Source organism: Microcoleus sp. PH2017_12_PCY_D_A, from assembly GCF_020738565.1.
Lineage (GTDB): Bacteria > Cyanobacteriota > Cyanobacteriia > Cyanobacteriales > Microcoleaceae > Microcoleus.
In genome coordinates this window covers 63,462-90,461 of record NZ_JAEQCI010000054.1, presented here as the reverse complement: position 1 = coordinate 90,461, position 27,000 = coordinate 63,462, and the positions used below count along the sequence as shown (strand labels likewise).

20 protein-coding genes are annotated in these 27,000 nt (G+C 46.6%); 13 read left to right on the top strand and 7 right to left on the bottom strand.

Features of this window, described 5'->3' with window-relative positions; translation table 11 throughout:
* Positions 1-176: 176 nt before the first annotated feature.
* Positions 177-350, top strand: coding sequence for a hypothetical protein (locus tag JGK39_RS17225; protein WP_293255099.1), 174 nt, complete (start codon positions 177-179; stop codon positions 348-350).
* Positions 351-380: 30 nt separating this feature from the next.
* Here the strand turns inward: JGK39_RS17225 and JGK39_RS17220 are convergent, their stop codons facing one another.
* Positions 381-3,161: a DUF3536 domain-containing protein gene (locus tag JGK39_RS17220; RefSeq protein WP_293296911.1), complete on the bottom strand. Its 2,781-nt coding sequence runs from the start codon at positions 3,159-3,161 to the stop codon at positions 381-383.
* Positions 3,162-3,400: 239 nt separating this feature from the next.
* Between JGK39_RS17220 and JGK39_RS17215 the strand changes: the two genes are divergently transcribed.
* The 5 genes from JGK39_RS17215 to JGK39_RS17195 all read left to right on the top strand — a co-directional run bounded on the left by JGK39_RS17215 (position 3,401) and on the right by JGK39_RS17195 (position 8,382).
* Positions 3,401-3,769, top strand: coding sequence for a hypothetical protein (locus JGK39_RS17215; protein ID WP_293255095.1), 369 nt, complete (start codon positions 3,401-3,403; stop codon positions 3,767-3,769).
* Positions 3,770-3,839: 70 nt separating this feature from the next.
* A complete protein-coding gene (locus JGK39_RS17210) occupies positions 3,840-4,985 on the top strand; it encodes a transposase (protein ID WP_293255093.1) in 1,146 nt (381 codons plus the stop codon).
* Between the two features lie 77 nt (positions 4,986-5,062).
* Entirely contained in the window at positions 5,063-5,494 is a 432-nt protein-coding gene (locus JGK39_RS17205) for a HEPN domain-containing protein (RefSeq protein ID WP_293255090.1), read from the top strand.
* Between the two features lie 3 nt (positions 5,495-5,497).
* Positions 5,498-6,871 (top strand): AAA family ATPase, encoded by a 1,374-nt coding sequence (locus JGK39_RS17200; RefSeq protein ID WP_293255087.1) that lies wholly within the window; start codon positions 5,498-5,500, stop codon positions 6,869-6,871.
* Positions 6,872-6,882: 11 nt separating this feature from the next.
* Positions 6,883-8,382 (top strand): hypothetical protein, encoded by a 1,500-nt coding sequence (locus JGK39_RS17195; RefSeq protein WP_293255084.1) that lies wholly within the window; start codon positions 6,883-6,885, stop codon positions 8,380-8,382.
* A gap of 142 nt (positions 8,383-8,524) precedes the next feature.
* Here JGK39_RS17195 and JGK39_RS17190 read toward each other — a convergent pair whose 3' ends face one another.
* The 3 genes from JGK39_RS17190 to JGK39_RS17180 all read right to left on the bottom strand — a co-directional run bounded on the left by JGK39_RS17190 (position 8,525) and on the right by JGK39_RS17180 (position 10,314).
* On the bottom strand, positions 8,525-9,466 hold the full coding sequence (locus tag JGK39_RS17190; RefSeq protein WP_293255081.1) for a GNAT family N-acetyltransferase: 942 nt from the start codon (positions 9,464-9,466) through the stop codon (positions 8,525-8,527).
* Entirely contained in the window at positions 9,463-9,882 is a 420-nt protein-coding gene (locus JGK39_RS17185; RefSeq protein ID WP_293255078.1) for a VOC family protein, read from the bottom strand. Before JGK39_RS17185 ends, JGK39_RS17190 begins: the two co-directional genes overlap by 4 nt.
* A 138-nt stretch (positions 9,883-10,020) precedes the next feature.
* A complete protein-coding gene (locus tag JGK39_RS17180; RefSeq protein WP_293255075.1) occupies positions 10,021-10,314 on the bottom strand; it encodes an antibiotic biosynthesis monooxygenase in 294 nt (97 codons plus the stop codon).
* Positions 10,315-10,558: 244 nt separating this feature from the next.
* On the opposite strand from JGK39_RS17180, the gene JGK39_RS17175 reads away from it, so the two are divergent.
* A complete protein-coding gene (locus tag JGK39_RS17175) occupies positions 10,559-10,993 on the top strand; it encodes a hypothetical protein (protein WP_293255073.1) in 435 nt (144 codons plus the stop codon).
* A gap of 10 nt (positions 10,994-11,003) precedes the next feature.
* Positions 11,004-13,694, top strand: coding sequence for a ParA family protein (locus JGK39_RS17170; protein WP_293255069.1), 2,691 nt, complete (start codon positions 11,004-11,006; stop codon positions 13,692-13,694).
* Between the two features lie 178 nt (positions 13,695-13,872).
* Here the strand turns inward: JGK39_RS17170 and nuoB are convergent, their stop codons facing one another.
* Positions 13,873-14,574 carry an NADH-quinone oxidoreductase subunit NuoB gene (gene nuoB / locus JGK39_RS17165; RefSeq protein ID WP_293296944.1) on the bottom strand — a complete coding sequence of 234 codons (702 nt, stop codon included), beginning with the start codon at positions 14,572-14,574 and terminating at the stop codon, positions 13,873-13,875.
* Positions 14,575-14,937: 363 nt separating this feature from the next.
* On the opposite strand from nuoB, the gene cax reads away from it, so the two are divergent.
* Together cax and JGK39_RS17155 are read left to right on the top strand one after the other, a co-directional pair.
* Positions 14,938-16,059, top strand: coding sequence for a calcium/proton exchanger (gene cax / locus JGK39_RS17160; protein ID WP_293186864.1), 1,122 nt, complete (start codon positions 14,938-14,940; stop codon positions 16,057-16,059).
* A 1,231-nt stretch (positions 16,060-17,290) separates the two neighbouring features.
* Positions 17,291-19,360: a serine/threonine-protein kinase gene (locus tag JGK39_RS17155; RefSeq protein ID WP_293255066.1), complete on the top strand. Its 2,070-nt coding sequence runs from the start codon at positions 17,291-17,293 to the stop codon at positions 19,358-19,360.
* A gap of 143 nt (positions 19,361-19,503) precedes the next feature.
* Here JGK39_RS17155 and JGK39_RS17150 read toward each other — a convergent pair whose 3' ends face one another.
* Positions 19,504-20,142, bottom strand: coding sequence for a transaldolase family protein (locus tag JGK39_RS17150; RefSeq protein WP_293255063.1), 639 nt, complete (start codon positions 20,140-20,142; stop codon positions 19,504-19,506).
* 352 nt (positions 20,143-20,494) lie between these two features.
* Here JGK39_RS17150 and JGK39_RS17145 point away from each other — a divergent pair, with 352 nt between their 5' ends.
* Positions 20,495-20,755, top strand: a complete 261-nt coding sequence (locus tag JGK39_RS17145; protein WP_293255060.1) for a hypothetical protein — start codon at positions 20,495-20,497, stop codon at positions 20,753-20,755.
* A 409-nt stretch (positions 20,756-21,164) separates the two neighbouring features.
* Positions 21,165-22,427 (top strand): nucleotide disphospho-sugar-binding domain-containing protein, encoded by a 1,263-nt coding sequence (locus tag JGK39_RS17140; RefSeq protein WP_293255057.1) that lies wholly within the window; start codon positions 21,165-21,167, stop codon positions 22,425-22,427.
* Between the two features lie 27 nt (positions 22,428-22,454).
* Here JGK39_RS17140 and JGK39_RS17135 read toward each other — a convergent pair whose 3' ends face one another.
* Positions 22,455-23,618, bottom strand: coding sequence for a quinone-dependent dihydroorotate dehydrogenase (locus JGK39_RS17135; RefSeq protein ID WP_293255054.1), 1,164 nt, complete (start codon positions 23,616-23,618; stop codon positions 22,455-22,457).
* A 358-nt stretch (positions 23,619-23,976) separates the two neighbouring features.
* Between JGK39_RS17135 and JGK39_RS17130 the strand changes: the two genes are divergently transcribed.
* On the top strand, positions 23,977-26,895 hold the full coding sequence (locus JGK39_RS17130) for a GAF domain-containing protein (protein ID WP_293296913.1): 2,919 nt from the start codon (positions 23,977-23,979) through the stop codon (positions 26,893-26,895).
* The last annotated feature ends 105 nt before the right edge of the window (positions 26,896-27,000 follow it).

Below are 27,000 nucleotides of genomic sequence, written 5' to 3'. Positions count from 1 at the left end.
CGAAAACTCATAGTCCTGGACGCAGGGGTGGTCAGAAACCGGGTTTTTTACGAAAATCCTGCGCCGTAGCCCGCAGTAAGGGTAAAAAATCCGGTTTCTTTGGTCTGCGTGCGTATAGAACTGACTCAAAAAAAATTGGCGGTTGTTTGTCGGTACTTCGATTCCGGGAAACCTAAATGCCGATCGAGCCTCAGTCGATCCCCACCGTCCGATCGGCATTTGATACCATCTCCGACCAATTACCATCACAAAAACCGATCGCGCCGTGCGTGCGGACTGAAGTCCGCATAATGCTGCGGACTGAAGTCCGCACTACAAACCACTCTCCGCAGCAATCGATCCACCGGTGATTACATTTTCTGCCATCGCAAATCGCCAATCTAAAATGGGCTTAACCGATCCAACCAACAATCAACATCAACGGCGAGAGTTTGACCCAACTCCAGCAACTGCCGGATCGAAGACAGCTCCCAGCCGCCGTCTGAGCGGGCGATATCCAAGATAACGGGATCCACCTTATTGTCGCCGGTCGAGGCATCTTGCCGTTGCAGCCAGCCCAAACACAGAGGCACAATTTGACTGTACAGAGAATCAAAATACAGTTCCTGCGATTTGTCCAAACACAAACCGAGACTCAGCCGATCGCCCACAGCTATCAAACGCTCGATGTAGCGGATATCAGCTTCTAACTTGACAGGCGATGGTTCGTCCGCGCCCGATCCGGCTTGGAGCAGCGCGTCTAGCGATCGCCAAACCAGCCGTTCCAAAATTTGCTTGACTTCGGGAACCTTCAACCGGCTGCGGAGGTGGCCCGCTTCAGTGGCGATCGCTTCAATATCAGCCAGCAGAGACTCCGCGTCTTCGGTTTCCAGTTCCAGCGCCTTCGCCGCCGTCAAACAGCGGTGTCCCAAAGCCACCTCAGCAGCCACCTGCAACTCTACCGGCACCGGCAAATCGTCCCGGTGGAAAGCCATCATCACTCCGTAATTTTCCCGATAAACCTGAGTGTAAAGCTGATCCAACCGAGTCAAATTTTCCTGACTCAGCAACTGCACGATGCGGTGGCGTTCCTCAGCGAACAAATCCCGCAAGCTAAAAGACTGATCCCCAAACAACCGCACCATTTCCAGAATCGCGTGGGCCGCCGAAGCTTCTTCCAGAACTCCAAACAACCGCTCTTTCAGCATAGTGTAAGACCGTCGGCTGCCGAAAGGCTGAATGCAGCAGTGGAAATCCCAGCCGCCGAGGTGGAACGCAGCAAACACAAACACCTCTGTTTCCCGGGTAATTTCCGAGGTTAACTGCAATTGACCCACAGCCAGAGTCATCGATCCCATGCGCTGAATTTGGAAATCTTGCTGTTGGGCCTGATAGCAGTAAACTCGCTGTTCCCGGGGATATTTGGCAAACAGAGAACTAATCGCGTAGTGGGCGGCTACTTGTCTGAGACTGACTTGGGCCGTCGTCACCAGTTGGCGGTAAACTTCTGCGCCTGTTTTGAAGCATTCAACATTACTCGGTGCTTCGTCAAGTCGATCGATAAAATCCTTTTCTAGCTGCACGCCCGTAACTTCCCCCGCCAATTCCAGGGCCCTGGCCGCGTAGCGCAAAATTTGCACGCCTTCGGGGCGAGAAATTTCTTCAAAAAACCAGCCGCAGCTAGTGAACATTAACAAAGCGTGGCGCTGCATTTCCAGCAGGCGCAGGGCGTCTACCTGTTCGGCGGCGTCGAGTTCGCGAACTTGATGGCGTTGGAGGAAACTGTCAATGTTAGCGGGCGATCGATCGCGGATGACATCAATATATTCATCTCTAGCTTTCCAGGGATCCCGAAACAGATTGCGCCCCGCTTCCTCATAAATCGGAATCAGCCGATCGCGCAGCCAATTCAAAGTATCCCGCAAAGGTCGGCGCCATTTTTGGTGCCACCCGCCGCCGCCACCGCAGCCGCAATCATCTTGCCAGCGATCGACCCCGTGAGAACAACTCCAAGCCGTCACCGGTTTGAGTTCCACCTCCCAAGTGCTGGGATTTTGACTTAAATAATGAGCGTAATTCGTCACAGTCCAGCCCCGGCGGGGAAACTCTTCTGTGAAAGCGTAGGCGAGACATTTTTCGGTACTGTTTTTGTGGTGGCCGAAAGTTTCCCCATCTGTCGCCACGGAGATTAATTGGGCCGGTCTGTGGTCTCCCCGCACTGCTTGACCCAAGCGCCCGGCCAAGTGGTGGCTGCTGCTGAGAACGTCGTTGAAGCCCATATCCCGCGAGATCGGGCCGTCGTAGAAAAAGATATCGATGTAGGGAGTGTGAGGATTTGGGGCTGAGGACTGCTGGCCGTGTCCGCGAGTAAAGTGGTAAGTGCTCAGGGGCGAAAGTTGGTGGTCAGCCATCAACCGCATTTCCGGCTTCAAATAGCAGCGGTACGGGCGAGTCGGATCGATTTGGCCGCCGCCGACTTCGTGCCATTCGGTATCTGTTTGTTGGTTTCCTTCTTGATTTTGCCAGATTAGCGGGCGGCAGCGTTCGGCTTGGGAGGGGGCTAAGACAATGAAGCGGATGCCTTCAGCGACTAAAACTTCGAGGGTGGCATAGTCTACGGCGGTTTCGGCGAGCCACATTCCTTCGGGATGGCGATCGAATCTGGAGCGAAAATCTGCGATCCCCCAGCGAATTTGGGTGTATTTGTCTCGCTCGTTCGCCAGCGGCATGATGATGTGATTGTACACTTGGGCGATCGCGTTGCCGTGACCGTTGAGGCGCTGACAGCTTTTGCGATCGGCTTCCAGAATCCGCTGGTAAACTTCCGGATCGTAGCGTTCCAGCCAGCTCATCAGGGTCGGGCCGATGTTGAAGCTGAGATACTCGTAGTTGTTGACGATCCCTGCTACTTCGCCGCGATCGTTGAGTATGCGCGCAAAGGCGTTCGGGCGGTAGCACTCGTTGTCAATTCGTTCGTTCCAGTCGTGGAATGGAGATGCGCTGGCTTGGCGCTCGATCGCGTCCAGGTAAGGGTTTTCCCGAGGCGGCTGATAAAAGTGACCGTGAACTGTGATACATACTCCCGTTGCAGTAGCGGTAGCCGTGCTGCTTTGGGTTCCAGCCGTCAGGCTTGGCGCAGACACAGGGATCGCCTCGGACAGAGTTTTAGAAATCGAAACCATGCGATCGAATCCTCAAGTAGTTAATGACTATAAAATCAGCCTAATCAGTAAGTTAAACCTTACGCAGCAGGCGTTTGGACTAGGCATCTGTAGGTGCTAAATTTTGGCAGATAATTTTTGATTCATTTGTAAGTATTGCGAGCAAAGCATTCGTTGCAAGATGACAACCGTCGATCCCTGAGTTTTTCTGCCAATGCTTTGCTGTTGAAAGAGTTATAAAAGGTAGCTTTTGCTGCTTTGTGGCACTTGCGACCCATTTCGGGTTAGTGCTTGCAGGGCTGCTCGTTGAGAGTTTGGATTTACATTGCTGGATTCTAAAGTCTTATTCATTAAATAGCAAGTTTTCCCCGGAAAAATTTAATGTTTGGCGATCGATCGAGGGCAATTGTCCGGGTAAATTTAACAGCGCAGGGCGAAACCCCTCAACAGCCGGCAACGCTTTTGCTCAGAGGTGTGCTGCACCGCACGGCGCTGTAGTGTTGCAGTCCTCCTCCTTTGAAAAGTTGATTTGGATCGTGTCGGGGGCGATCGCAGACATTGCGGAGGACTGTACCGGATTAATCGAGAAAATGATTATCAAAAAATTGGGTTTAAAACCCCGTCCTTAAGGACGGCTTTAATTTTTTGGTAAATTTTACTGAGCCTGTTAGAATGGAATAGTAAAACAAACGACAAACAATGAAAGCAAGATTCCAATACAGATTCTATCCTACCACTCAACAACGCCAAAGTTTAGCGCAGTTGTTTGGTTGTGTGAGAGTTGTTTGGAATGATGCCTTAACTCAAAGCAAGTCAGGAAAATATCCCGGCTACAACACTCTATCCAAGTCTCTAGCTCTATCTAAAAAGACAGAAGAGAGAGCATGGTTAAAAGATGTGTCATCCGTGCCATTGCAGCAATCCCTCAAACAATTAGATGTTGCTTACAAAAACTATTTTGACTCCCTAAAAGGGAAGAGAAAAGGTAAAAAACTCGGTCAACCAAGGTTCAAAAAAAAGACTAACAGTCAATCTGCAACTTTTGTCAAATCGGGTTTCTCTATCAAAGGTGAGTCCGTGTATCTGGCAAAAATCGGAAATGTTAGTCCTATTTGGTCGAGACAACTGCCGTCAGACCCTAGCTCTGTCACAGCAATCAAAGATTGTGCCAACCGTTATTTCCTGAGCTTTGTTGTAGAGATTAATTCCGATATTGTCGAAGCTAAAAACCACAGCATCGGCATCGATCTGGGTATTAAAACCTTTGCAGTGATGAGCGACGGAACATCAGCTAAAAGTCCAAGCTACAAACAGTTAGACCGAAAAATTCGCAGACTGCAACGCAAGTTGGCAAGGCAGCCCAAAGACTCAAAGCGCCGAAACAAAACTCGCATTCAGATTGCGAAACAGTACAATCAAATTGGGGATACCCGTAAAGACTTTCTGCACAAACTATCGACCAAAGTTGTTAGTGAGAATCAAACTATTATTTTGGAAGATTTGAATGTGTCGGGCATGGTCAAAAATCGGAAACTGGCGAGAGCAATTAGCCAACAGGGATGGTACGAGTTTAGGGCTTTGTGCGAGGCTAAGTCTGAAAAGTTTGGCAGAGAGTTTAGGGTAATTAGTCGCTGGGAACCAACAAGTCAAATCTGTTCAAATTGCGGTTTTAGATGGGGGAAATTGGATTTAAAAATCCGCTCGGTTCAATGCTTGAATTGCGGTATCGAACACGATCGCGATGAGAATGCAGCCAAGAATATAAACAAAGTCGGGATAGGGCATTGCCACGACTCTAAACGGACACAGAGAGAAGGTAAGACCACTTGTGGCACATCTCCGTGAAGTGTCAAGAATCCCCGCGCGTTCACGCCGGGGAGTATGTCAAACTGCAACTGTCTGAAGTATTGGTTACATAGACAATGCAAGAATCCTTTTCCAACTCAGCAGGCAGGCATTTACAGGATGCCCAAATTCTCTTGCAAACCCAACGCTGGGACAACGCTGTTTACCTTGCTGCCTATGTCGTGGAATGTTCATTTAAACTACTTGTGGAGCTATACTTTAAAGATGATAAAGGTGCCGTAAAAAAGTATGGACACGACCTCCAGGAACTTGATGGAAGAGCAATGGAACGCTTGCGGGTTCTTTATCCCATTTTGGATCGGCAACTTCCTGCTTCAAGAATAGCTGGCACTGTTCTAGCCCAAGATCACCCAGAGAGGAGATACGCTAAGTCTCAGCTTTGGACTGAGGAAGAAGCAAAGTTAGCGGTTCAACGTGCCGAAGAAATTTACCGAGAAATCATCCCCAAATTAGTGCTAAATGGATCAATTCCCAGCAAGGATATTTAACACATGACGATCGCTTTTGGTGAAACATTTGAGCGAGTAAAGGAATGTTTTAGTGAACCCAGCATTGTATCTGAACTTGTGCCTCAGCTTCAGTCTGTCACCATTATTCGTGATGTTAATGGAAAAATTAGACTTTTTCTTAATTTATCGGAAGGTCAAAAACCACAAGAAGTTAATACTACTGACCTCGCGCAGCTTCTTTCTCAAAAACTTGGCCCTTATTACGGCACTGATATCTGGTTGCCCGCCGGAGAAAATGATGCTTACAAAGCCTTAATTGATACTATCGAGCAAGAAAGAGTTTTGGCCTCGTGGGATGATGAATTAGTTCTGCCTCGCTGGTATATTCTTGAGCGTCACATTGCTAAACAGGCCTGGACAGATAAGAAGGTAGGTGAACCACCTTGGAAAGAGGAATTAGTCTATGAAAAGTGTAAGCCTGCGATCGTATCTTTTTTCTCCTTCAAAGGAGGTGTCGGACGAACCACTACCCTCGTTGCTACTGCATTAACTTTAGCCCGTAACGGTCATCGAGTTGCCATTGTTGACCTCGATTTAGAAGCACCCGGTCTTGCTACAATTTTTTCACCAGACAACTCCAATAATCCTGGTGTAATTGATTATTTATTAGAAAAGAAGATTCAAGGAAACGATTGGAAACTTAGCACTCACATCAAAAATCTTACTGAACCAACTTTGCTAGGAGATAATGGCGAAGACCTGAAATTACTTCCGGCGGGTACAGTAGATCAAGATTACTTAGAAAAATTAGCACGATTGGATTTTCAAAACCTCGTCGATGGTGAACTGCGAAGTAGAATGGGAGATATGTTAAAAGAATTACAAAGTGCAGCAAAACCTTTAGATTTTATTCTGATGGATGCGCGGGCTGGTTTTCACGATATTGGTGGCTTGGCGATTGCCAATCTTTCCCATGCAGCAGTCATCTTTGGAACTCAATCACGCCAAAGTTGGGCGGGACTAACTCATGTAATACGCCATTTAGCAAGCCCTGGAGTCGATCAGCGTTTACCATTAATTCTCGTACATTCGATGGCTCCAGCATTAGGAATACCGGGCAGGGAGCAAGAGTTAGCAGGATTTCGAGAACAAGCCTATACGATTTTTCAAGATAACTATTATTCTGAAGATGAAACTGTTCCTAATTCAACTAATATAGGGGAGCCATTTACCCCTTTTGTTATACCATATCAGGAAAATTTACGAGGAGACATAGCCCTATTTATCCGTAATTTAACCCCTGAAGAATCAAGTCGGCTGTCAGACATTGTAAGGATAATGACTAATTCCCCTTATCAGGATATTGCCAAAAAAATATGCGAAATCTTTAATTTTAATCTTGAAAAAAGTAGATAAGCATCAAAAAAATGAGTGAACTTAACCAACAAGAACTACTACAATTGATCGGTGAAATTGCTCCTGGAATGGGTACGGCTGAGCACGAAAGTGATAATGAGGAGAAGTTCTTAAAAAATTTCTTACCGATTCCAAATTATCGCTATGCTTTAGAACCCGATATCTTGTTAATACTAGGAGGACGGGGGGTAGGAAAAACAGAATTATTCCGTTTACTAGCCATCCCTTCTGGACGGGAAGCCTTGGTTGAAAGTTTGAGAATTAGAGGATTACCTCCTTTGAGCCAAACGACGTGGATAGCTGGCTTTGGGCGGACTCGCACAGCAGAAAAGCGATTTCCCATACCAGAAATTGTTGAGCATCAAATGCAAGAAGCTACAAATATTGAATGGCGTAGCTTCTGGATCGGTTTAATGTTAGGTGTCATCCTAGAGCAAGAAGAATTTAAGCTAAAAGATTTTCTTCTTGAAGCAATAGAGCCGGAAATTATTAATGTCCTCAAAGGGAAATTATCTCTATTGTCAGACTGGCTGCCCCTAGTCAATAAAAATATTGAAAAGTTAAATTATGTCTTAGATAAATTAGACGAAAAACTTCTTGAGACTGATGATTGGTTATTTGTCACTTATGATGAATTAGATCGATTAGTTACTTCCTACATTGCCTTAGCAAATCCCATTCGTCAACTTTTAGCTTTGTGGCTAGATAGATGGCGACGTTGGGAGAGAATACGCCCCAAAATATTTTTGCGTACCGATCTATTTCGAGAGGAATTTTTGAGCTTTCTCGATGCTTCCAAACTGCGAGGTCATCAGGTTGAATTGGAATGGAAACCTTCATGGCTTTATCAACTTTTTGTCAAACGACTTGCGAACTCTGGCCCTGAAATGACAGAATATTTACAAAAAATCCCAGAGTTGATTATTGAAAACAGAACTAGCTTGGGATGGACTGCAACATCAAACGAGAAATTGTTTGAAGAACTTATCGAAAAGATGATTGGTAAGTATATGGGGGCTAATCCTAAAAAAGGAATTACCTATCGTTGGATTCCTAATCACCTTCAGGATGCTGGCGGTAGAATTGCGCCACGTTCTTTTCTGAAGTTATTTGCATTATCAGCAAAAGATAGAAGGGAATCGAACTCTATTGTGGAAGACACTAAAGAACTTTTGCAACCTTCTGACTTGCAGGCAGCTTTAACACGTACCTCAGAAGATCGAATCAGGGAATTGCAAGATGAGTATCCCTGGTTAGAATCTCTCAAAACGAGTTTAGTTGGTCTAGAAGCTCCCATACCAAGGGAGAAGTTTTTAGATGCAGTGAAATCAACCAAATGGAGTGAACAACGGGAAAAACAACCACCCACCACTAACCCTGAAGAAATTTTGCAATATTTACTTCTACTTGGGGTTGTAGAAACTCGTTATGATGGACGTATTAATATACCTGAAATCTATTTGTATGGCTTTCAAGTTAAACGGAGAGGAGGGGTTAAACGTGCAAAGTAATATTAACGATATTTGGTAAGCTATCTCTTACCTTACTTTTGAGCCTCAGTCTTTAACCGCTGAAATTATTACCAAAAGGACATCGCATTTAAAAGAAGTCAAATTGCCTGAATATCTAAGGAAATCACCAAACAAGCTTGCATTAGTGCCAATCATCCAATACAAAAACCTCCGATCGACTGTAACCGACATCATTTGGCCTGTGCATCGCCACACCCGTACTTTCAGTGCGAAAATGGCGATCGACCATCCTACCATAAGCAGCATCATGGCTCGCATTCACTCCAGCCCGGAGACGCAACATTTTTTGACTCGCCCCAAACGCTTCACAGAGATCGAGTAACTGTTCAAACAGTTCACACGCCTGCGTTCCGGGCCGCACAGCTCCAAATTTGACGTAACATACATCAGAACCAGCTTCGCTACCTGCACCGCAATGACAAACAGCAAATCCAGCCAAACCTTTGTCATCCCGCAGCAACACTGTATCGCCCAAGTTTTGAGCCTCAACTGCCAAAATCTCCTGCGATAAATCTAGCCCTGCATAAATAGCATCCGTCAGTTGGTAACATTCTTTGAGAAAGTGCGATCGCTCCTCTGAATTCTGTTCCGAATATTTTATTGTTGGAAAATCGCCATCAACTGGCTGAATCGATTTTACCATAATAAACGTCAAAAAACGCGGGTAAAATCCGAATTTTTGATAAAGCCCGTGATGTTTCGGACTGTTCGGAAAAGTAAATAAACCTGCCTGTCGAATCCCCCAGTCAGAAAAACGGTCGATCGCACATTCAATCAGACATTTTGCCACACCTCGACCCCAGAAGTCAGGATGAACGCTCAGCGGCCCAAAAAAACCGACACTGCCCCAACAAACAGCTATATTCGAGCCAACTAGCTGCCCATCAACCTCGGCTGCGAATGCCGCTGTCGGATCGATGTGCGATCGCGTTTGAACATAATTCGCATCACCACAAAAATCAGTCGGTTCAGGCAATCCAATAAAAGTACCAAAGGCAACTCTAAAAATATGTTCAGCCGTCGGTAACTCATCTTCTCGAAGCAGTCGAATAGAAATATTCATTGGGGTTGTTCCTGCACAGTAAATCCAATTTCTTGCCCGTAGGATAGTTCCAGAGTATGACCGTCCGGGTCTCGCAAAAAAGCCCAATAGCCGATCGGATACCCCGAATCTTTTGGTTCATCAAGCAATACAGCTTCTTGACGAGCCAAATCGCACAGATAATCCATATATTCCCGACTTTTGCAGCCCACTCCCAGATGCGCCAAGGGAGACAAAACCGGACGTACTGATTCTTTTTGAATTAGCACAATTACAAAAGGACGAGTGCCGTCAGAAAGCCACACTACAGCAACACCTGCGCCTGCATCAATGCGGCGGTGAACGACCTGCATTGCAGCATACTTGGAGTAAAATTCAATACTTTTATCAACATCAGAAACGGGGAGTGCGATGTGAGTTAAACCGATATCAATCATTTGTTATTTTCCTCCTTTTTCTGTGATAAGGTTTGTAGTAAGGACTTCAGTCCTCTGAAAGAGCGGACTAAAGTCCGCACTACAAACGGGTCGATCGACTGCGAATCAAGGTTTGTAGTAAGGACTTCATTCCTTCGATTATAATGAAATAACTTCGTAATGTTCCACTGTCGGAAATGGATCGTAAAAGTGGTGCAATAATAAACGCCACTTTTGATAATCTGGGGATTCTCGAAATCCAACAGTATGGTCTTCCAAACTCTCCCACCGCACCAGCAAAATATAGCGATTTTTGGTTTCTATACACCGTTGCAGCTCGTGGGAGATATAACCCGGCATAGAAGAGATAATAGTTGAAGCTGTTTTGAAAGCAATTTCAAACTCAGCAGCCCTATTAGGTTTAACATCAAGAATTGCAACTTCTAATATCATAGGTTTAATCAGATGCTCTCCACTTTGCAGCTTTCAGCTCGATGTTTTTAATCAACCCAGCTTTTCCGTGCGTGTACTCCTGACTATTATTATACTATTTGTTGGCTAATTCTTGTTTTAGTTCGCTGTATTGCTGCGCTTATTCAGATATACTAAAGTCAGATGAACCCTTAGCGACACTGATTTGATACTTGACACAGTATCCCAATGCTAGTATTATTTGTTAGTAAACCGTCGGGCAAAAATGGAAGATTACGAATCTGCTTTTTTACAGCGCTATCAGGATACCGAAATACTTTGTTACTCTGCCAGAAAAGTGGCGGCCATGCACTTTGCTGGTGTGACGATAGAATGTCGGCTAAAATCAATGATATTCGCTTCCCTACCCAAAAATGCCAAGCGAGAATGGAAAACGGATTATAACACTCCTGGTCATACACTTACTAATCCAGGACATAGCTTTCAAGATGCTTTGAGACGGCATAATAAGCTGCATGATAGGATTCAGAAATTTCCCGAGGTAATGAAATGGCTGGTCACAGTTGAAAATCCCAAAAATCAACATTTTATAGATATGCGCTACTCTGGTAGTGAACCTAACGATCCAGACTATAAGCAGTGGCTGTCTGCATATAAAAGTCTCATAAGTTGGCTACAGAAGCAAGCTACTACACTTTGAGGATACAGAGATGCAGGAAACCTGGCAAATATCACTGAAACGGGAGCTGACAGACAGTTATGTGCAGAGTCCGCAGGAATGGACTGACATCAATATTTCTACTTCTGGACTTCTGAATTTGACGATTGTGAGCAATACCTTTAATGGCTTATCTTTCGAGCGACGAAAGGAACGAGTGCATAGCATCCTTAGTAAATTGAAAATATCCCCAGGTTTTATTTCTTTATATACGGTAGACGAAGCAATTTCTCTAAATTTGTCACGCCCACAGCTTACCAATGGAAGTTCAGTGCAAACTTGGCAAGATTTAGCTTTGTGGGCTGCAAATCCGCAAAATCAATCCCAACTTTCTCAGCCTGAACCCCGCATTCCTCGAACAATCACATTCTATTCCTTTAAAGGAGGAGTGGGGCGAACAACTGCCTTAACCCATGTGGCTTGGATTTTAGCTATGCGCGGTCGCAAAGTTGTGGCTGTTGACTTAGATTTAGAAGCGCCTGGTTTAAGTACAGCTTTTAGCTTAAACCCACTACCTGAATTTGGTATTGTCGATTATTTTTATGAACGTTCTTATTTGCCTGAAGAGTTAGAACCCAATATTTTAATCACTAAGATATTTGGTGAAGTTACAATACCTGATGCAACCGGAAGACTCTTTATTGTTCCTGCTGGTTTTTTAAGTCTTGACTACATTGCTAAAGTTGACGATCTGCGAGCAACTACTATTCTGGACAATGGTGAAACCCTCTGGTCTATTTTTAGTCGTGAAATTCAAGAACAGCTAAAACCAGATGTAATTTTGGTGGATTCACGTACTGGAATCAATGAATGGGGTGCTTTATCTCTACTCCAAGCTGCTGACGAGGCAATTATATTTTTGTTTCCCAACGAACAAAATCGGCAAGGAATCGATCTTCTCTTAAAATCACTCAATTCTTTTGGCAAGCTGTCAATTAACTTTGTCTTTTCACCTGTTCCTGATATCAGCAGCGATACTGGAATGGCTAAAGTTACAGAAATTTGGCAGCTTTTACGCAAACTCATTGAGCGCGAAATAGAGCGAGATGAACTCAATGAAGATGGTGATGACTTAGATGAGTCTCAATTGGAAATACCAGAACCATTAATAGTGCCTTACCTTCCATCAATTGCTCTAGCCGATCGTCATCCTGTAACAGGCTTGTTAGATTACTACAATCGAATTGCTAACTTAATCGATGAAGAAACTAATCAAATTCGATCGCAGGAAATTTTAGCTGCAACAGATACTGAACAACGCTGGAAAATTATTGAAAGCCTTCAATTCCCAGCATTAAATGCTGCCGACCCCAAGTCAAATCTTCTGGCTTTATTTCAGAAGACTGCTAATTTTGAAAAATTTTTAGATGAAACAACTTGCCTGATCAGAGGTAGAAAAGGAACTGGTAAGACGGCACTTTACTTGCTTTTATTAAAGCATGAATCTAAGGCTAGACAGCTAGCTCGCGACCGATTAGATTCTGTACTTTTCCTCTCGGGTCATGGTGGATTCCAGAACAGTCGCCCAACACGCAATGAATTTCAAATTATCAATCAAAGTCTAAAAGATAATCAGGGAACTTGGGAGGCATTTTGGCGAGCATACCTGATATTTCGAGTTTATCAAGCAAGTTATTTAAAACTCCCAGATAAAGGGAGTCAAAAACCTAAATTTGAAAGTATACGCAACATTTTGAAGGGACTGCCGGGAGAAAACTGGCAGTCTGAACATACCCTCGCCTTAATTCAATTATCAACTGATTCGCAGTTGAGACTTGTTTTGTCGGATGTCTTAGACATTCTGAACGAACAGCAACGGGATAAAAATCAAACATTTTGGCTTTTATATGATGATTTAGATGAAGACTTCCCCGAAAAAGATGGAGTGAGACAGCAAGCTTTAAGTGGTTTGTTTCAACTTATTCAGGCTTGCGATGCCCGTCGATTAACATCAATTCGCTTTAAAATATTTATCCGAGAAGACATTTGGAATCGTTTAAATTTTGACAATAAAAGTCACTTCAATGGACGCGATCTTTTTTTGAAGTGGACAAGAGTAGATTTCTTGCGATTAGCTCTTCGCCAAGCCATGCAATCAGCAGAATTAAAAAATTTAGTCGATCGTTCTTCGCCTGTGGAAAACATTGATAGTGCCAATGAAGAGACCTTAAACCGCGCCCTAGACTTATTGTGGGGAATTCGTCGAAGAACCGGAGACAAAGCTAAATATGTTTATAGATGGGTTTACGAACGTTTATCAGACTCAAATAACACGGCTTTTCCCCGCAGCTTAAGTGCCTTGCTTGATGGAGCAAAAGAGCAGGAGCTAACTTACAAAGGACAAACATCAGTTAAGGCTCCAACCGATCGTTTACTACGGCCAACATCTCTGGAGATTGGTTTAGAAAAAGCATCAGAGGAACGTTGTGATGCGATAAAACAAGAATATCCTGACTTATGCCAATTTTTTGAAGCTCTAGAAGGTGTTCCAGCTTTACCTACCAGACAAGACCTTGAGAACGCATGGCATAAAAGTGTACGGGAAATATATCCTGACTTTGATGAATTTGCCAGTTTTTTAACGGAAATTGGTCTCGCTAAATGGCGGCTGAAAGAAAACCGTTATGGGTTTCCTGATATTTATGTGTATGGTTTCAAGATGATTCGTACAGGGACGAAGTAGCAAATTATAAATTTCATCGCTACTTCATCTACCATACCTAAACCAGCACGGTTAAATGACACCATCTTTCTATCCTCCCCAACAACCTGGCTCTTGGTGAAATCGTGTTCATTTCAGTTGAGGGAGGACAAAACAGCGGAATGGTGCAGTCTCCTGTGCTAGTTGGTTTCAATCATCGTCAAACTTCGATCGCCCGAATCGATTCCAACTCCCGTACAACAGGCAATCCCGATGCGACAAGTTCAGGCGGCACCTGATGGGTTTCCAGGTATTTTCCGTCGTGAATTAGCTGCACAACGTTCATCCGGTGAGGGCGGGTGTAATAGCGGTGGGTTGGTTCCGTCTTTTGCCTTTCTTGCAAGCTGTCGTTGGCAATTTTCTTGCGGAGTTTGACGATCGCATCCATAATCGCTTCCGGCCGCGGCGGACATCCAGGTAAATAAACATCCACCGGAATTAGCTTGTCCACACCGCGCACAACAGTCGGAGAATCTGCACTAAACATTCCGCCCGTAATCGTGCAAGCGCCCATTGCAATCACGTATTTGGGTTCGGGCATTTGTTCGTACAGCCGCACCAACACAGGAGCGTACTTCATGGTAATCGTGCCGGCGGTAATCATCAAATCTGCCTGTCGGGGAGACATCCGGGGAAATACACCTAATCGATCCAAATCGAAGCGGGAAGCGAGCATGGCGCTAAACTCAATGAAGCAGCAAGCAGTGCCAAACATCAGCGGATACAGGCTGGACATTTTTGCCCAGTTGTAAAGGTCATCGACGGTTGTGAAAATTACGTTTTCCGATAGCTGTTGCGTAACTTCGGGATAAGCAGCCGGATTGGCGATCGACAAATCTTCTGAAGCAATATCTCGTGTCATGTCAGGTGAATTCATGTTGACAAAACTCCTGGAACGATATAGCTGTTGGTTGTTCGTTGACACTCTAATTCTGGCATCGAATTTTAGCTCCCGCCACGAACTGTCAGATATCTTGATACTCGCGCACTCTCTCATCTTCAGAACAGGCAATTTATCTGTGTAGCAGCTTAGTTCTCGGCTGAGTCATTTTCAAATTATCGATCGACCTTTTCAATTTTATTAAGTATCTTCGCCAACTTCTGACCAAAAAACGTGAGTGCGATCGCCAATAGCCTTAAACCAGCATCCAATTCCTTTCCCCCTCCCCTTGGCTAAACTTGCTGGCAGGCTATGATTGACGGTTGGGAGCTTTTCAGAATTTAAATGCTAAACACAACCAACATAATTTCCAGCCTGCTGCTATTTATCCCAGTTTCGATCGCCGGACACTTTCTCGGCTGGGAATCCTCCACAATCTTCATCACCTCCGCCCTAGCCATCATCCCTTTAGCAGCCTGGATGGGTACGGCCACCGAAGAAATCGCCGTTGTCCTCGGCGCCAACTTGGGGGGTTTGCTGAATGCTACCTTCGGAAATGCCACGGAATTGATTATCGGCATCGTCGCCCTCAACGCCGGACTAATAGATGTTGTTAAGGCCAGCATCACCGGTTCAATTATCAGCAACTTACTGCTGGTGATGGGATTTGCAATGCTGCTAGGCGGCTTGCGCTACAAAGAACAAGAATTTCAGCCCACAGTCGCGCGGTTGAATGCTTCCGCGATGAACTTAGCTGTGATTGCCATTTTGGTGCCGACGGCTGTTAATGTCACTTCTATCGGCATCGCCCCGGAAACTATGCAAAATCTCTCTAGCGCTGTTGCGATAGTCCTGATTATTGTCTACGTGCTGACTCTGCTGTTTTCGATGAAAACCCACAGTTATCTTTACGATGTAGGGGTCGCAGAAGTCGAAGGTCTCGAAGAATTAGCCGAAAGTAACTTAGCACCAGACAGTCCCGACCACAAGGTGAATCTACCGTTGTGGATTTCGGTACTGTTGGCCTGTACCGTCATGGTGGCGATCGAGTCAGAACTCCTGGTTAGTAGTCTAGAAGAAGCGACGGCGCGTTTGGGGCTGACATCACTGTTTACCGGGGTGATTTTAGTGCCGATTATTGGCAATGCTGCCGAACACACGACGGCGGTGACGGTGGCGATGAAAAATAAAATGGATTTGTCGGTTTCTGTGGCTATGGGCTCGAGTTTGCAAATTGCTTTGTTTGTTGCCCCGCTGTTGGTTTTGGTGGGTTTTATCGTGGGCCAACCGATGGACTTGAACTTCAATCCGTTTGAACTTGTAGCAGTTACGGTGTCGGTGCTGATTGCGAATTCTATCAGTTCTGATGGCAAGTCTAACTGGCTCGAAGGTACTTTGCTGTTGGCTGCTTATGCGGTTTTGGCGCTGGCGTTTTTCTTCCATCCCGTAATCGAAGGACTCGTTTAAAAGGGTAAAGAAGTCAAGCGTGAAGTCGGAAGTTCGGCAACGAGAAATGTGCGGGATTTAACTCATGTAACGGATAGAATTCCCGATTACCCATCAGTTATGCCGTCATCGGGAAGAGGGAAGTCCTAGGGAAGAAAGCAGAAGGAAGTTCGGCCTTACTCGCAATGTGCGGGATTTAACTCATGTAACGGATAGAATTCCCGATTACCCATCAGTTATGCCGTCATCGGGAAGAAAGAAGTCCTAGGGAAGAAAGCAGAAGGAAGTTCGGCCTTACTCGCAATGTGCGGGATTTAACGGATGTAACGGATAGAATTCCCGATTACCCATCAGTTATGCCGTCATCGGGAAGAGGGAAGAAAGCAGAAGGAAGGAAGATGGAAAAGGCATTAGGCAGATGTTTGTCCCCCACTCTCCCCATCTCCCCCTCTCCCCCTCTCCCCCTCTCCCCCTTTCTCCCTCTCTTTTATTTCTTCCTTCCAGAGTGCTCCGGAGCGATCGTACAATGGAAAGCGGAAAACGAGCTAGAGTTCACTCCGCTTGACATTAGCGACGCGAAGGATTTAAATCAAGAGTGCTCATCAGTCTTGTACTGGGTGTGATACGATCGTCGCAGGTTGAAAATTGAGTATAACTAGACAACGTAAAAACTTAACTGGATTGTTGAGTACGCAGTCACACCGATCGGTGTTGCCGTCTAGGAAAACTCGCATTTGAACAAAAACCTGACTAGATCGAGACGATCGATCGAGTACGGTAGGGCATACCGGAATTTACGCTTCAGGAGAAGACACTTTTACTTGACCTGGAGTAATCCAGTCGCAAGCAAGTGACTTCGTTGAACCAAGAATCTCAGTCACCAAGAGTGCTGAGAGTGCCAAAGTAAAACTTGATAGAGGTTAACTTACAGGGCGAAATAGTTATCTAAACTTAGTTAAAGCTCGCTGGACAAGATAAGTCTAGAAAGGCTATGATATCTGCAATGCCGAAAACCAAGGCTCAAATTGGCTGAAAATAGTGGGTGACTCATGGCTAAAAGCGACCGCTAGAATTGTTTTTTGGATTAGGATGGGCTACATCCGAATTTACGCCTGTGGACAAGAAGGAGCCGACTCCCTTGGGTGAAGCAGGAAGCAGACCCTTCAAGAGCAATCTTGATTGAATAGTGAGACTTGAGAAAGTTTAGCTAAGTTTTGTGTAGCAGCAACCTCAATCAGGGTTATGTGGCTTCGTGAGTTATTGCCTCAATCCCAAATGCCCGAATCCCTCCGATCCAGCCAACTCTGGTAAATCCGCGTGTATCCACTGCGGGTCTGAACTTTTGTTGCAAGGTAGATATCGGCTAGTCGCGCCTCTCGGAGGCGGTGGCTTTGGCAGAACATTTGAAGTGGACGACAACGGCGCCCGAAGAGTGCTCAAAGTCCTGCTGAAAGAACATCCCAAAGCTGTAGAACTGTTTAAGCAAGAAGCCGACGTATTGGTCAGGCTGAGACATCCAGGTATTCCAAAGGTCGATCGCGACGGTTATTTTACATTTTCGCCAGCTCACAGCACAGAGTCTTTTCACTGTCTGGTGATGGAGAAAATTGCTGGGGCCAATTTGCAAGACTGGCTGAAACATCGGGGCCGCCCGATCAGTCAAGAACAAGCTCTGAACTGGCTCAAACAACTGTCGGAAATTTTAGACCAAGTTCACCGACTCAACTATTTTCATCGGGATATCAAGCCGCACAATATTATGTGCAAGCCGAACGGGCAGCTAGTGCTGATTGACTTCGGGACTGCTCGGGAAGTGTCGGCGACTTATTTCGCTAAGGTGGGCCAGGGGCAAAATGTCACTGGCATTGTTTCCCCTGGCTACACGCCGCCCGAACAAACTAATGGCAAGGCTGTTCCGCAGTCGGATTTTTTTGCTCTGGGGCGCACTTTTGTTTATTTGCTGACTGGGAAGCCGCCGACTGCGTTCCCAGAGAACCCCCGCACGGGCAGATTAATGTGGCGCAAAGGAGCTCCTCAGGTTTCCGACCCCTTGGCTAATGTCATCGATTACCTGATGGCGCCTTTTCCAGGAAATCGACCTCAAAGTCCGCAGATGGTTTTGCAGTGCTTGGAGGAAATTAATCTCGACGGCGCGGAAACTCAGTTGCCAACTCAGTTGCCATCGACGACGGGGCAAACTAAAATTCGTGGCGGAACTTCCGGGGCGTCTGGGGCGACGAAGCAGACTTCCGTCAACCGCCTCAGACCTCTGAATTCTGCTGGCTTGAACAAGCCGGAGCAAGAGGTTTTAGATTGGAAAAAGAAGTTGCTGGCGGGCGCTGCTGTTTTGATGCTGGGTATTGGCGCGTCTCAAATTTACGGTTCGCTGCGTTACGGGTTGTTTCCGGCAAATCCGGTGTGGCTGCTTTCTAGTTTGCCTAGCAGTCAGTTTTTGCAAAGAAGTTTGGATAATGTCGGAAGTGTAAATGCGATCGCCCTGTCGCCGGACGGTCAAACTTTGGTCAGCGCCAGCTTTGGGACGATTAGAATTTGGAATGTGAGGACGGGACGCCTGGTGCGGACTCTGAATCCGGTGCATTCTAAAAAATCGGTCAACACGCTGGCGGTGAGCCCGGACAACTCGATTTTGGCCAGCGGCGGCGGCGACAATAATGTGATTTTGTGGGATTTGAAGACGGGGCGGCGGATGCGGACAATTCCCGCTCACAAAGCCCCCGTCAACGCGATCGCCTTTAGCAGCGACGGTCAAAATCTGGCTAGCGGCAGCGATGACAAAACTGTTCGCTTGTGGAATGTCAGAACCGGCAGCAGGTTGCTGACTTTGACCGGCCACACTGGAGCAGTAAACGCGATCGCTCTCTCGCGAGACGGTCAAACTCTGGCTAGCGGCAGTGAGGACAAGACTGTGCGTTTGTGGAATCTTGACGCCGGAGAAGTCAGAAGAATTATCACCGGCCACGGGGGCGCGGTTAATGCTGTGGCTTTTAGCCCGAACGGGCGAGTTGTGGCTAGTGCTAGCAGCGACAATACAATCCGTTTGTCGAACGTGCAAGACGGGAGGCGCACTCGCACTTTTAAGGGCCATTCCAACTGGGTGAGGACGATCGCCTTTAGTCCCGACAGTCGCAGTTTGATCAGCGGGGGCGGAGATATTATAGTGTGGGATTTGAAGACGGGAAAAGAAAGAAACACTCTTTCTGGTCACGGCCAGTTTGTGAATTCTGTGGCTATTTCTAGAGATAGCAAGACTTTGATGAGCGGCAGTCCCGATCGCACGATTAAGATTTGGCGAATGCCATAATCGGTTGACTGTTGACTGTTGACTGTTGACTGTTGACAGAATTAACAATTAACAATTAACAATTAACAATTAACAATTACCAATGACCAATTACCAATTACCAATTACAAAATAATCAAGAGATTTTGCAAAGGGATTTGGTATTATCCGAAAATTCCTCGCCCGTTTTTGGCAAATTCATCTACTGTTTGCTGGGACAATTCGTGAACGGCCATTGCTTGCAATACGTCCAAAGGTAATGTCAAATGATGAGCGCCGGCTAATAAAGTCTTTACCGCTTCTTCCGGCGATTTAATGCTGGCTGCCAAAATCTCTGTATTCGTTCTCTGCAAAACATTTGCCATATCCCGCACTAAAGCAAAACCGTCTCCGAGGAGTCTGGTGGCGCGATTCACGTAGGCGATCGCATATTTAGCGCAGGCTTCTGCGGCAACAACGGCCTGGGCTGCACTGTAAATAGCCGTCACTGCACAAGGAATTTCCGGCGACAAATGGGCTACTGCTTGGAAGCCCGCCGCCGTTGCTGGAACTTTCAAAACTGTCTGTTGTCCAATTAATCCAAAAGCTGCCTTTCCTTCTACTACCATGCCATCAAAATCAGATGCTGTTAGCTGATAGTACACTTCTCCAGGAATCAGTTGTGCCAGTTGTTTGAGTGTCTCCTTAGGAGATAGCTCGCTTTTTGCCAAAAGTGTCGGATTAGTAGTAATTCCCGCTATCCACCCGAACTTGCTCGCCCGTTTGGCTTCCGCTACAATTGCAGTATCAACATAAATCGCCATCGGCTCTACACCTTCAGTTTCTTAATATTTTCCAGACCCTTGCTTTCAGCTTGAGAGCGATCGCAGTCAAATTAATTGTTAAGCTTTAACAATATCATAATTCCGGAAATATTACTGTTACGTAAATATAACAATTCAGTGATGTGCATCACCCGCAGTAGGGCTAATTTTGAATTCAATAGGATTTTACGCCAAAGAATTGGGTTTCTGATGGAATGTGCATAAGTGCTTTTGAAGATAACTCACAAATGAACTTAAAAGTTTGAAGTCAGTTGTTAATGCGATTGTCGGGTAGAGAAAAATTTAATTTCCAAATCCCGGATACACATAAATTGGATTTGTAGTAAGGGTTATGTATGCAATCACTCAAGGAGGTGACTCAGAAATGACCGAAGAACAAAATCAGCAGCCACAAGTCAGCCTTGAGAATTTTTCTGCACAATCCCAATCGGAAAAAGCAGCAGAAACCGCTGACGAATTCTCGGCAAAGGTTAAGTCTGAAACGGTATCTCAAATTATTGAAAATAGCACCCAAGAATATTTTAAGGCTCTAGAAAATTTCTTGATGGTGAGCATAAATTGGAAGCTCTCGGAACTTTATAAACGCAAGTAAGTTATGTAGGGCTACCACAACTGGCGAGTTATGAGTTGTGATTTCCGTTGGCTATTTTGTTTAAGTCCCAACTCACAACTCTTGGACTTACATGATTTTCGCTTATCTAAAAAAAAACGTTTGTAGTGAGGACTTTAGTCCTCTTTTTAAGAACTCTAATATTAAATAGAGCGCTCCTAAATTTTATTTTATTCTTTGATTAGGTTCCAAAAAAGTCGGTTTCGGACGGGTGGCGCGCACTTCCCAAAGCGCTTTCAGGACTGGAAAAAAATCGCGAAAACTGTAGCGGATCGTGCTAGATTGGCGAAATTTACCCCAATCTGCGGTTCTCAAATCGATGGCCTGTAAGCCCTGTCGATAGGCCTCTCGGTGTTATCCTAGAGGTTATGCCGATCGAGAGGTTTTGAGAGTGAGTCGAATTGTTTTCACTACAATTGGTTCTTTGGGCGACCTCCATCCTAAAATTGCGATCGCCCTGGAATTGCAAAAACGCGGTCAAGATGTCGTGTTTGCAACCCACAAGGAATATCAAACCAAAATAGCAGCCTTGGGATTCGAGTTTCAGCGGATGCGGCCTGACAATAGCGCTCTCGACGATCCTCAAGAGATGGCGCGGATGATGGATTTACAAACAGGCTCGGAATATATCGTGCGAAAGTGGGTTTGTCCGAGTTTGCGCGAAACTTATGCGGACTTGATGAATTGCGCGAAAGATGCTGATTTGATTTTTGCAGGCGAAGGTGTTTTGGCGGCTCGATTAGTTGCAGAAAAATTGGGGATTCGATGGGCGTCAAGTGCGATGGCGCCGATCTCGTTTTTCTCTGTTTGCGATCCGTCGGTATTGCCTATATTTCCAATTCTAGCTAAACTGCGGGGGTTTGGATCGATCGCCAATCAAGCAGTTATTAACTTTGCCAAATTGGTCAGCAAGTCTTGGGCGGAACCGGTGCATCAATTCCGACAGGAACTTGGATTGCGCCCTTTAAAAGGCAATCCCTTTATTGATGACAAGTTTTCACCCTATCTCGTACTTGCCCTGTTTCCTTCTGTTTTGGCAAAACCGCAACCGGATTGGCCGCCCAATACAGTTGTTGCAGGCTCCACTTTTTACGACGGAAGTGACGGTGAAACGGAACTAGAACCAAAACTCAAGCAATTTTTGGATGCAGGGGAACCGCCAATTATTTTTACTCTCGGTTCGGCCGCAGTGATGGCTCCGGGTAACTTTTATCAGGAAAGTATTCAAGCGGCTAAGCTGTTAAATCGTCGGGCTGTTTTGTTGATTGGTAAAAATGCGCCTCCGGAAAACCTTTCAGAAGGTATTCTGGCTGTTAGCTATGTTCCATATTCTCATATTTTTTCTCGCGCTGGGGCGATCGTCCATCAAGGAGGGATTGGTACGACAGCTCAAGCACTGCGGGCCGGTCGCCCAACTCTGGTAATGCCGTACAGTCACGATCAACCGGACAATGCAGCGCGAGTGGAACGCTTGGGAACGTCGCGAACTGTGGCGCGCAAAAGTTATACAGCTTTGCGGGCGGCGCGAGAGTTGAGCGAGTTGTTTGACAATCCTGGATACGCAGAAAAAGCGGCAGAATTGGGGCGGATTGTCGGGGCACAAAATGGTGTTTTTGTGGCCTGCGATGAGATTGAAAAACTGCTCCGTTTGTAGTGAGGACTTTAGTCCTCTCTCTTGGCACTACTTAATATTTTCCGAACCAACAGCTTCGGAAATCGAATTAAATCCTTTTTCTTCTAACTTTTTTAGCAAACCTGCCAAAATTCGCCGCACCATCCAAGGCCCTTCGTAAACCCAACCGGTATAAACTTGAATTAAACTCGCACCGGCGGCAATTTTTTCCCAAGCATCTTCGGCGGTGAAAATGCCGCCTACTCCAATTATTGGTAATTCGCCTTTGGTATATTGCCAGATAAATCTGATTACTTCTGTCGATCGCACTTGCACTGGCATTCCGCTAATTCCGCCCGCTTCTTCGGCGATGGGTTTGCCTGTTTCTGGCAAGATTTGGGTTTTCAATCCGTCGCGGCGGATGGTGGTATTTGTGGCGATAATTCCTGCTAGTTGGTAGGTTTTTGCTAAGTCGAGGATGGATGCGATCGCCTCTGGTTCCAAATCCGGCGCAATCTTGACTAAAATTGGCTTGATTCCCCGATTTTCTTGTTGCAAAGTTTCCAAAATTGTGCTGAGCCCTGCGGCATCTTGGAGCGATCGCAATCCAGGCGTATTGGGAGAGGAAACATTGACTACAAAATAGTCGCCCCAATCTTTGAGCAGCTTAAAACTCTCCAAATAATCGGCTGCTGCCAGCTCTAACGGTGTTACCTTAGATTTACCGAGATTGATGCCCAAGGGAAAAGGAGACTCAGGCATGGGGCGCGAGGCGTCTAATTTTAACTGTTTCTGGGAAGCCTCAAACCGGGCTGCCATTGCCGCAGCTCCTTGATTGTTAAATCCCATGCGGTTGAGGGCTGCACTGTCAGCCTCTAAGCGAAACAACCGAGGCTGGGGGTTTCCCGGCTGGGCTTGGGAGGTGACTGTACCGAGTTCGGCAAAGCCAAAGCCAAAATTTGCCCAAATGTCCGCAGCTACGCCATTTTTATCAAATCCTGCCGCTAAGCCGACAGGATTTTTAAAGCTCAGTCCCCACTTCGATTGTTCGAGGCGAGAATCTTGGACTCCCAAAGATTTCTGCAATCGCCAGAGCATTTGACTGGTGGCAGGATTAGACTGGGTTCGGGCTGCTATTTCTAGAAGTTGAAGAGTGCGGTTGTGCAGCCATTCGGCATCGGTTTTCAATACCGAAAACAACAGCGGGCGCACACCTAATTGATAAATATCCAATGACTTGTCCTGGGGCAATTGACAATTGAGAAAGCCTGTAGATTTTAGATTCTAGATTTTAGATTTTAGATTTACAAGGGCAGATGAATCTGGGAGATTGAACAGGAGTCGAAAATTTTGGGATCTTGACGACATAAGTGGGAAAGCAAGTATCCGTTTTTGGGCTGGCTCTATAAAAATATTCAGGAGGAGGCTGGGAAGGTGAGATTTTTACTTTTACGGCGATCGACCGGATCGACATTTTAGATTGAAGCATAATTGAGACGACCATATTATAGGTTGATTTTTGGTGATTTTAATTTTTTTAAATTTTAACTAGGTAATTGGAAATTGGACAAAGGTGCGGGGAATTTGGGACATGGGGCAGGAGCAAAGAGCGAAGGATTTAGACGAACAAATCGCGGGGCTGGAGCGCGTGCTCCAGACTCTCCGAGAAGAGGAGAATGTGGAAGTGCTGCTGGAGACGGCACTCGGTTACTTGCAAGCGGAATTTGACTGGCGGTTGATTTGGATCGGGTTGTACGATCGACAGGCGCACCGATTGTTAGGGAAAGGCGGCTTGACTCCCAATGGCGACTTGTCTTTTCTCAAACAGCGGTTTGCCCTGACTCCGGGGGATTTGCTGGAACAAGTGGTGATTCAGCTCCGGCCCGTGGGAGTCCCGGATTTGCGATCGGAAAACAGAGCGGGAGAATGGCGCAAAGTGGCTCAGACTTACAATATTCAAGGCACGACTCTGTTTCCGCTGCGCTACAAAGACCGCTGCTACGGCGTAATTTTGCTGGGGACAGACGTGTGGGGTTCTGCGCCAAATGCAGCGGAAAAAACGCAGTTGGCGATCGTATTTGGAGCGCTGGCAACTGCTCTTTATCAAATAGAAAAAGATTGGCAGCGACAACAGGTAAAACGCCCGGATGAGTCTCTGTTAGCGCTGATTTCGCAGTTGCGGGAATTGCGATCGCTCGACCAATATTTGCAGGCGGTAGTCGAACAAGCCCATGAATTTATTGAGCCGACGCGCACTAATGTTTATTGGTTCGAGCAAGAGCGGCGCTATTTTTGGCGCCGAGTTAGCAATCGGCAAATTGCTCCAGGTTTGGGCACGATCCGACCGGCTTCGGGCATCACCGTGCAAGATTTGGGAGAATTTTATCAGGCTTTGGCTAGGGAAGAAATTGTTTGGATCGGTGAATCTCACAGTTCTTTGAAAACTGATCTGACGGGGCGGTTGATGCAGCAAATCCGCGCTCGCTCTCTGTTGGCGTCGCCGATTGTTTTGGAAGGGGAATTGTTGGGATTTTTGGCAGTGGAAGCTGGCGAGCCCCGGATTTGGCAAGACAATGAAAAACATTACCTGCGGGGTGCGGCGCAGTTGGTGGCTCTGACGGCTCCTCTGTCGGAAATGGAGGAGAGGATTGAGCAAACGCAGCTCGATCGAGATTTAACTGCGGGAATAGCTCGCGCCATCTACAGCGATGCTGACTGGGAGGCGACTTTGAAAAATACGGCCGAACAGTTGTGCTCTCGGCTCAAGTGCGAATACTTTTTGCTGTTGCTGTACAGGGAAGAACAAAATCGCTTTGAAATTGTCTCCCAAAATCTTCCCCGCAACCGCAGACAAGTACCGTCGCCGCTCAACGCCCTCGATGGGGCTGACGTGGGGCTGTTGCAAGAAAGCGGGGAACCTGTGGCGATCGAAAATTGGGAGGAAGACGGGCGGTTGGGCGCTTGGCGGGAAGTGCTGGCGGAAGCGGGGGTACGATCGCTTTTGGCATCGAGCACTCGCTCAAAACACTCCGAGGGAGAAAACCCCCATCGCAAATCAAAAATCGAACATCGAAAATCGATCGAGGGTTTGCTGGTTGTCGGGCACAGCGCAACTCGCACTTGGAGGCGATCGGAGCGAGAATTAGTTCGAGTAGTCAGCCAGCAGTTAGGATTGATCCTGCACTCCTGGCAGCAGAGTTCGGAAATTGACAAATATCAGGAATTTGAGCGATCGATCAAATCGGGTTTAGCGCTGTTGCAGCATTCGGGCGAGCCGCAATCTCCACAGCAGAAATCTGTTGTTTCGCCGCAGATGTTTCCAGAGTTGCCGCTACAAAAGCTCGATCGTCACTTTGCCGAACACGTTTCCCAGACAATTGCCTGTCCTTTAGTAGCAGTAATTACTTGGAATCCCGGCCACGAGGCAGCTTCAATCTCGGCCGCGGTAGCTGCCAATCCCGTATTTGCCCTGAATCCCGAGGCGCTGATTCCTGTCCAAACAGACGCTTTGATCCAACAAACCCTGGCCTCCGGATCCGTGCTGCAACAGAGCATGAGCCAAGTGCCACTAGCGACGAAGCGGTGGCTGCGAAGTCCGGGAATTGGCGAAATTATGACAGTGGCGCTGCGGACAGCTCCAGAGCACGCTCCCCTGGGCATTGTGGTGGTGGCAGACGCTCCGGGCCGCCAGTGGTCGGAGTTATCCGTGAATTTACTGAGTTCGATGGCGTCTCAGTTGGCTTGGTGGCGGAGGTATTTGACGGTGCAATCGGCCCAGGAGTCGCAGCGATTGGATCTGGAGATGCTCAACTGGTACAAGCAGCGCCGTTTCGAGGATTTTTACCGGACTGTAGCAGCGGGCGTCAAGGAGTTGGGAGAGTTGAGCCAGTCGATTTTGCAGTCGGCGAAGGAACAAAAGGATGCTCTGAAAACCTTGCGCTACCAACAGGTTTTGCGGCAAATTGGCAATGCTTTGGGGTCAATTCATTTGGTGCTGAAACAGGAACAGTGGCGGCCGCAATTTGGGCAAGATGCGGTGCCTGTGACCGCTTGGTTGAGGCGATCGCTCGATCGCACGGCCCCCCTGGTCAAACAGTCGGGAATCCTGCTGGAAGTGAACAGAGAGACCGCTGTGTCGCTGCCTGCGGGTCAGACTTTGGGAGTTCGCGGGGACGGCATCAAGCTGGATTTGATCCTGTGCGAATTGCTGGCGATGGCTTGCAGGCGCTCTAAAGTTGGCGATAAGGTTGAGATTCGCTCTGTGCTTTTGGGGGAAGATTGGCTAGAATTATCTGTGATTGATAGCGGCGAGTGCGATCGACAGTTACTTGCCGGCTTCAACGGCGGTTTCCACGGCGATATATTGGCTGTTACGTCCAGTAGGTCGATCGGCCAAAATCTCTTAATTTGTCAGCGGGCGGTACGCTTAATGGGGGGAGACTTTTCCTTAGAACTTTTAGAAAATAACTTAATAGTCGCCCGCTTAGTGCTGCCCCTAGCCACATCTTAAAATTCTCTCAGGTTCGTAGTGAGGACTTCAGTCCGCATCAGTCCGCATCCATAAATCTCAACTTAAATCCTCACTACTAACACCTGCATCAACAAATGGATGATT

Bases quoted from the DNA above. Each gene is read 5' to 3' on its own strand.
- nuoB (WP_293296944.1), bottom strand. From the start codon at position 14,574: ATGACACGAGATATTGCTTCAGAAGATTTGTCGATCGCCAATCCGGCT.
- JGK39_RS17185 (WP_293255078.1), bottom strand. From the start codon at position 9,882: ATGATTGATATCGGTTTAACTCACATCGCACTCCCCGTTTCTGATGTT.
- JGK39_RS17220 (WP_293296911.1), bottom strand. From the start codon at position 3,161: ATGGTTTCGATTTCTAAAACTCTGTCCGAGGCGATCCCTGTGTCTGCG.
- JGK39_RS17205 (WP_293255090.1), top strand. From the start codon at position 5,063: ATGCAAGAATCCTTTTCCAACTCAGCAGGCAGGCATTTACAGGATGCC.
- JGK39_RS17170 (WP_293255069.1), top strand. From the start codon at position 11,004: ATGCAGGAAACCTGGCAAATATCACTGAAACGGGAGCTGACAGACAGT.
- cax (WP_293186864.1), top strand. From the start codon at position 14,938: ATGCTAAACACAACCAACATAATTTCCAGCCTGCTGCTATTTATCCCA.
- JGK39_RS17130 (WP_293296913.1), top strand. From the start codon at position 23,977: ATGGGGCAGGAGCAAAGAGCGAAGGATTTAGACGAACAAATCGCGGGG.
- JGK39_RS17180 (WP_293255075.1), bottom strand. From the start codon at position 10,314: ATGATATTAGAAGTTGCAATTCTTGATGTTAAACCTAATAGGGCTGCT.
- JGK39_RS17210 (WP_293255093.1), top strand. From the start codon at position 3,840: ATGAAAGCAAGATTCCAATACAGATTCTATCCTACCACTCAACAACGC.
- JGK39_RS17175 (WP_293255073.1), top strand. From the start codon at position 10,559: ATGGAAGATTACGAATCTGCTTTTTTACAGCGCTATCAGGATACCGAA.
- JGK39_RS17225 (WP_293255099.1), top strand. From the start codon at position 177: ATGCCGATCGAGCCTCAGTCGATCCCCACCGTCCGATCGGCATTTGAT.
- JGK39_RS17200 (WP_293255087.1), top strand. From the start codon at position 5,498: ATGACGATCGCTTTTGGTGAAACATTTGAGCGAGTAAAGGAATGTTTT.
- JGK39_RS17150 (WP_293255063.1), bottom strand. From the start codon at position 20,142: ATGGCGATTTATGTTGATACTGCAATTGTAGCGGAAGCCAAACGGGCG.
- JGK39_RS17195 (WP_293255084.1), top strand. From the start codon at position 6,883: ATGAGTGAACTTAACCAACAAGAACTACTACAATTGATCGGTGAAATT.
- JGK39_RS17145 (WP_293255060.1), top strand. From the start codon at position 20,495: ATGTATGCAATCACTCAAGGAGGTGACTCAGAAATGACCGAAGAACAA.
- JGK39_RS17190 (WP_293255081.1), bottom strand. From the start codon at position 9,466: ATGAATATTTCTATTCGACTGCTTCGAGAAGATGAGTTACCGACGGCT.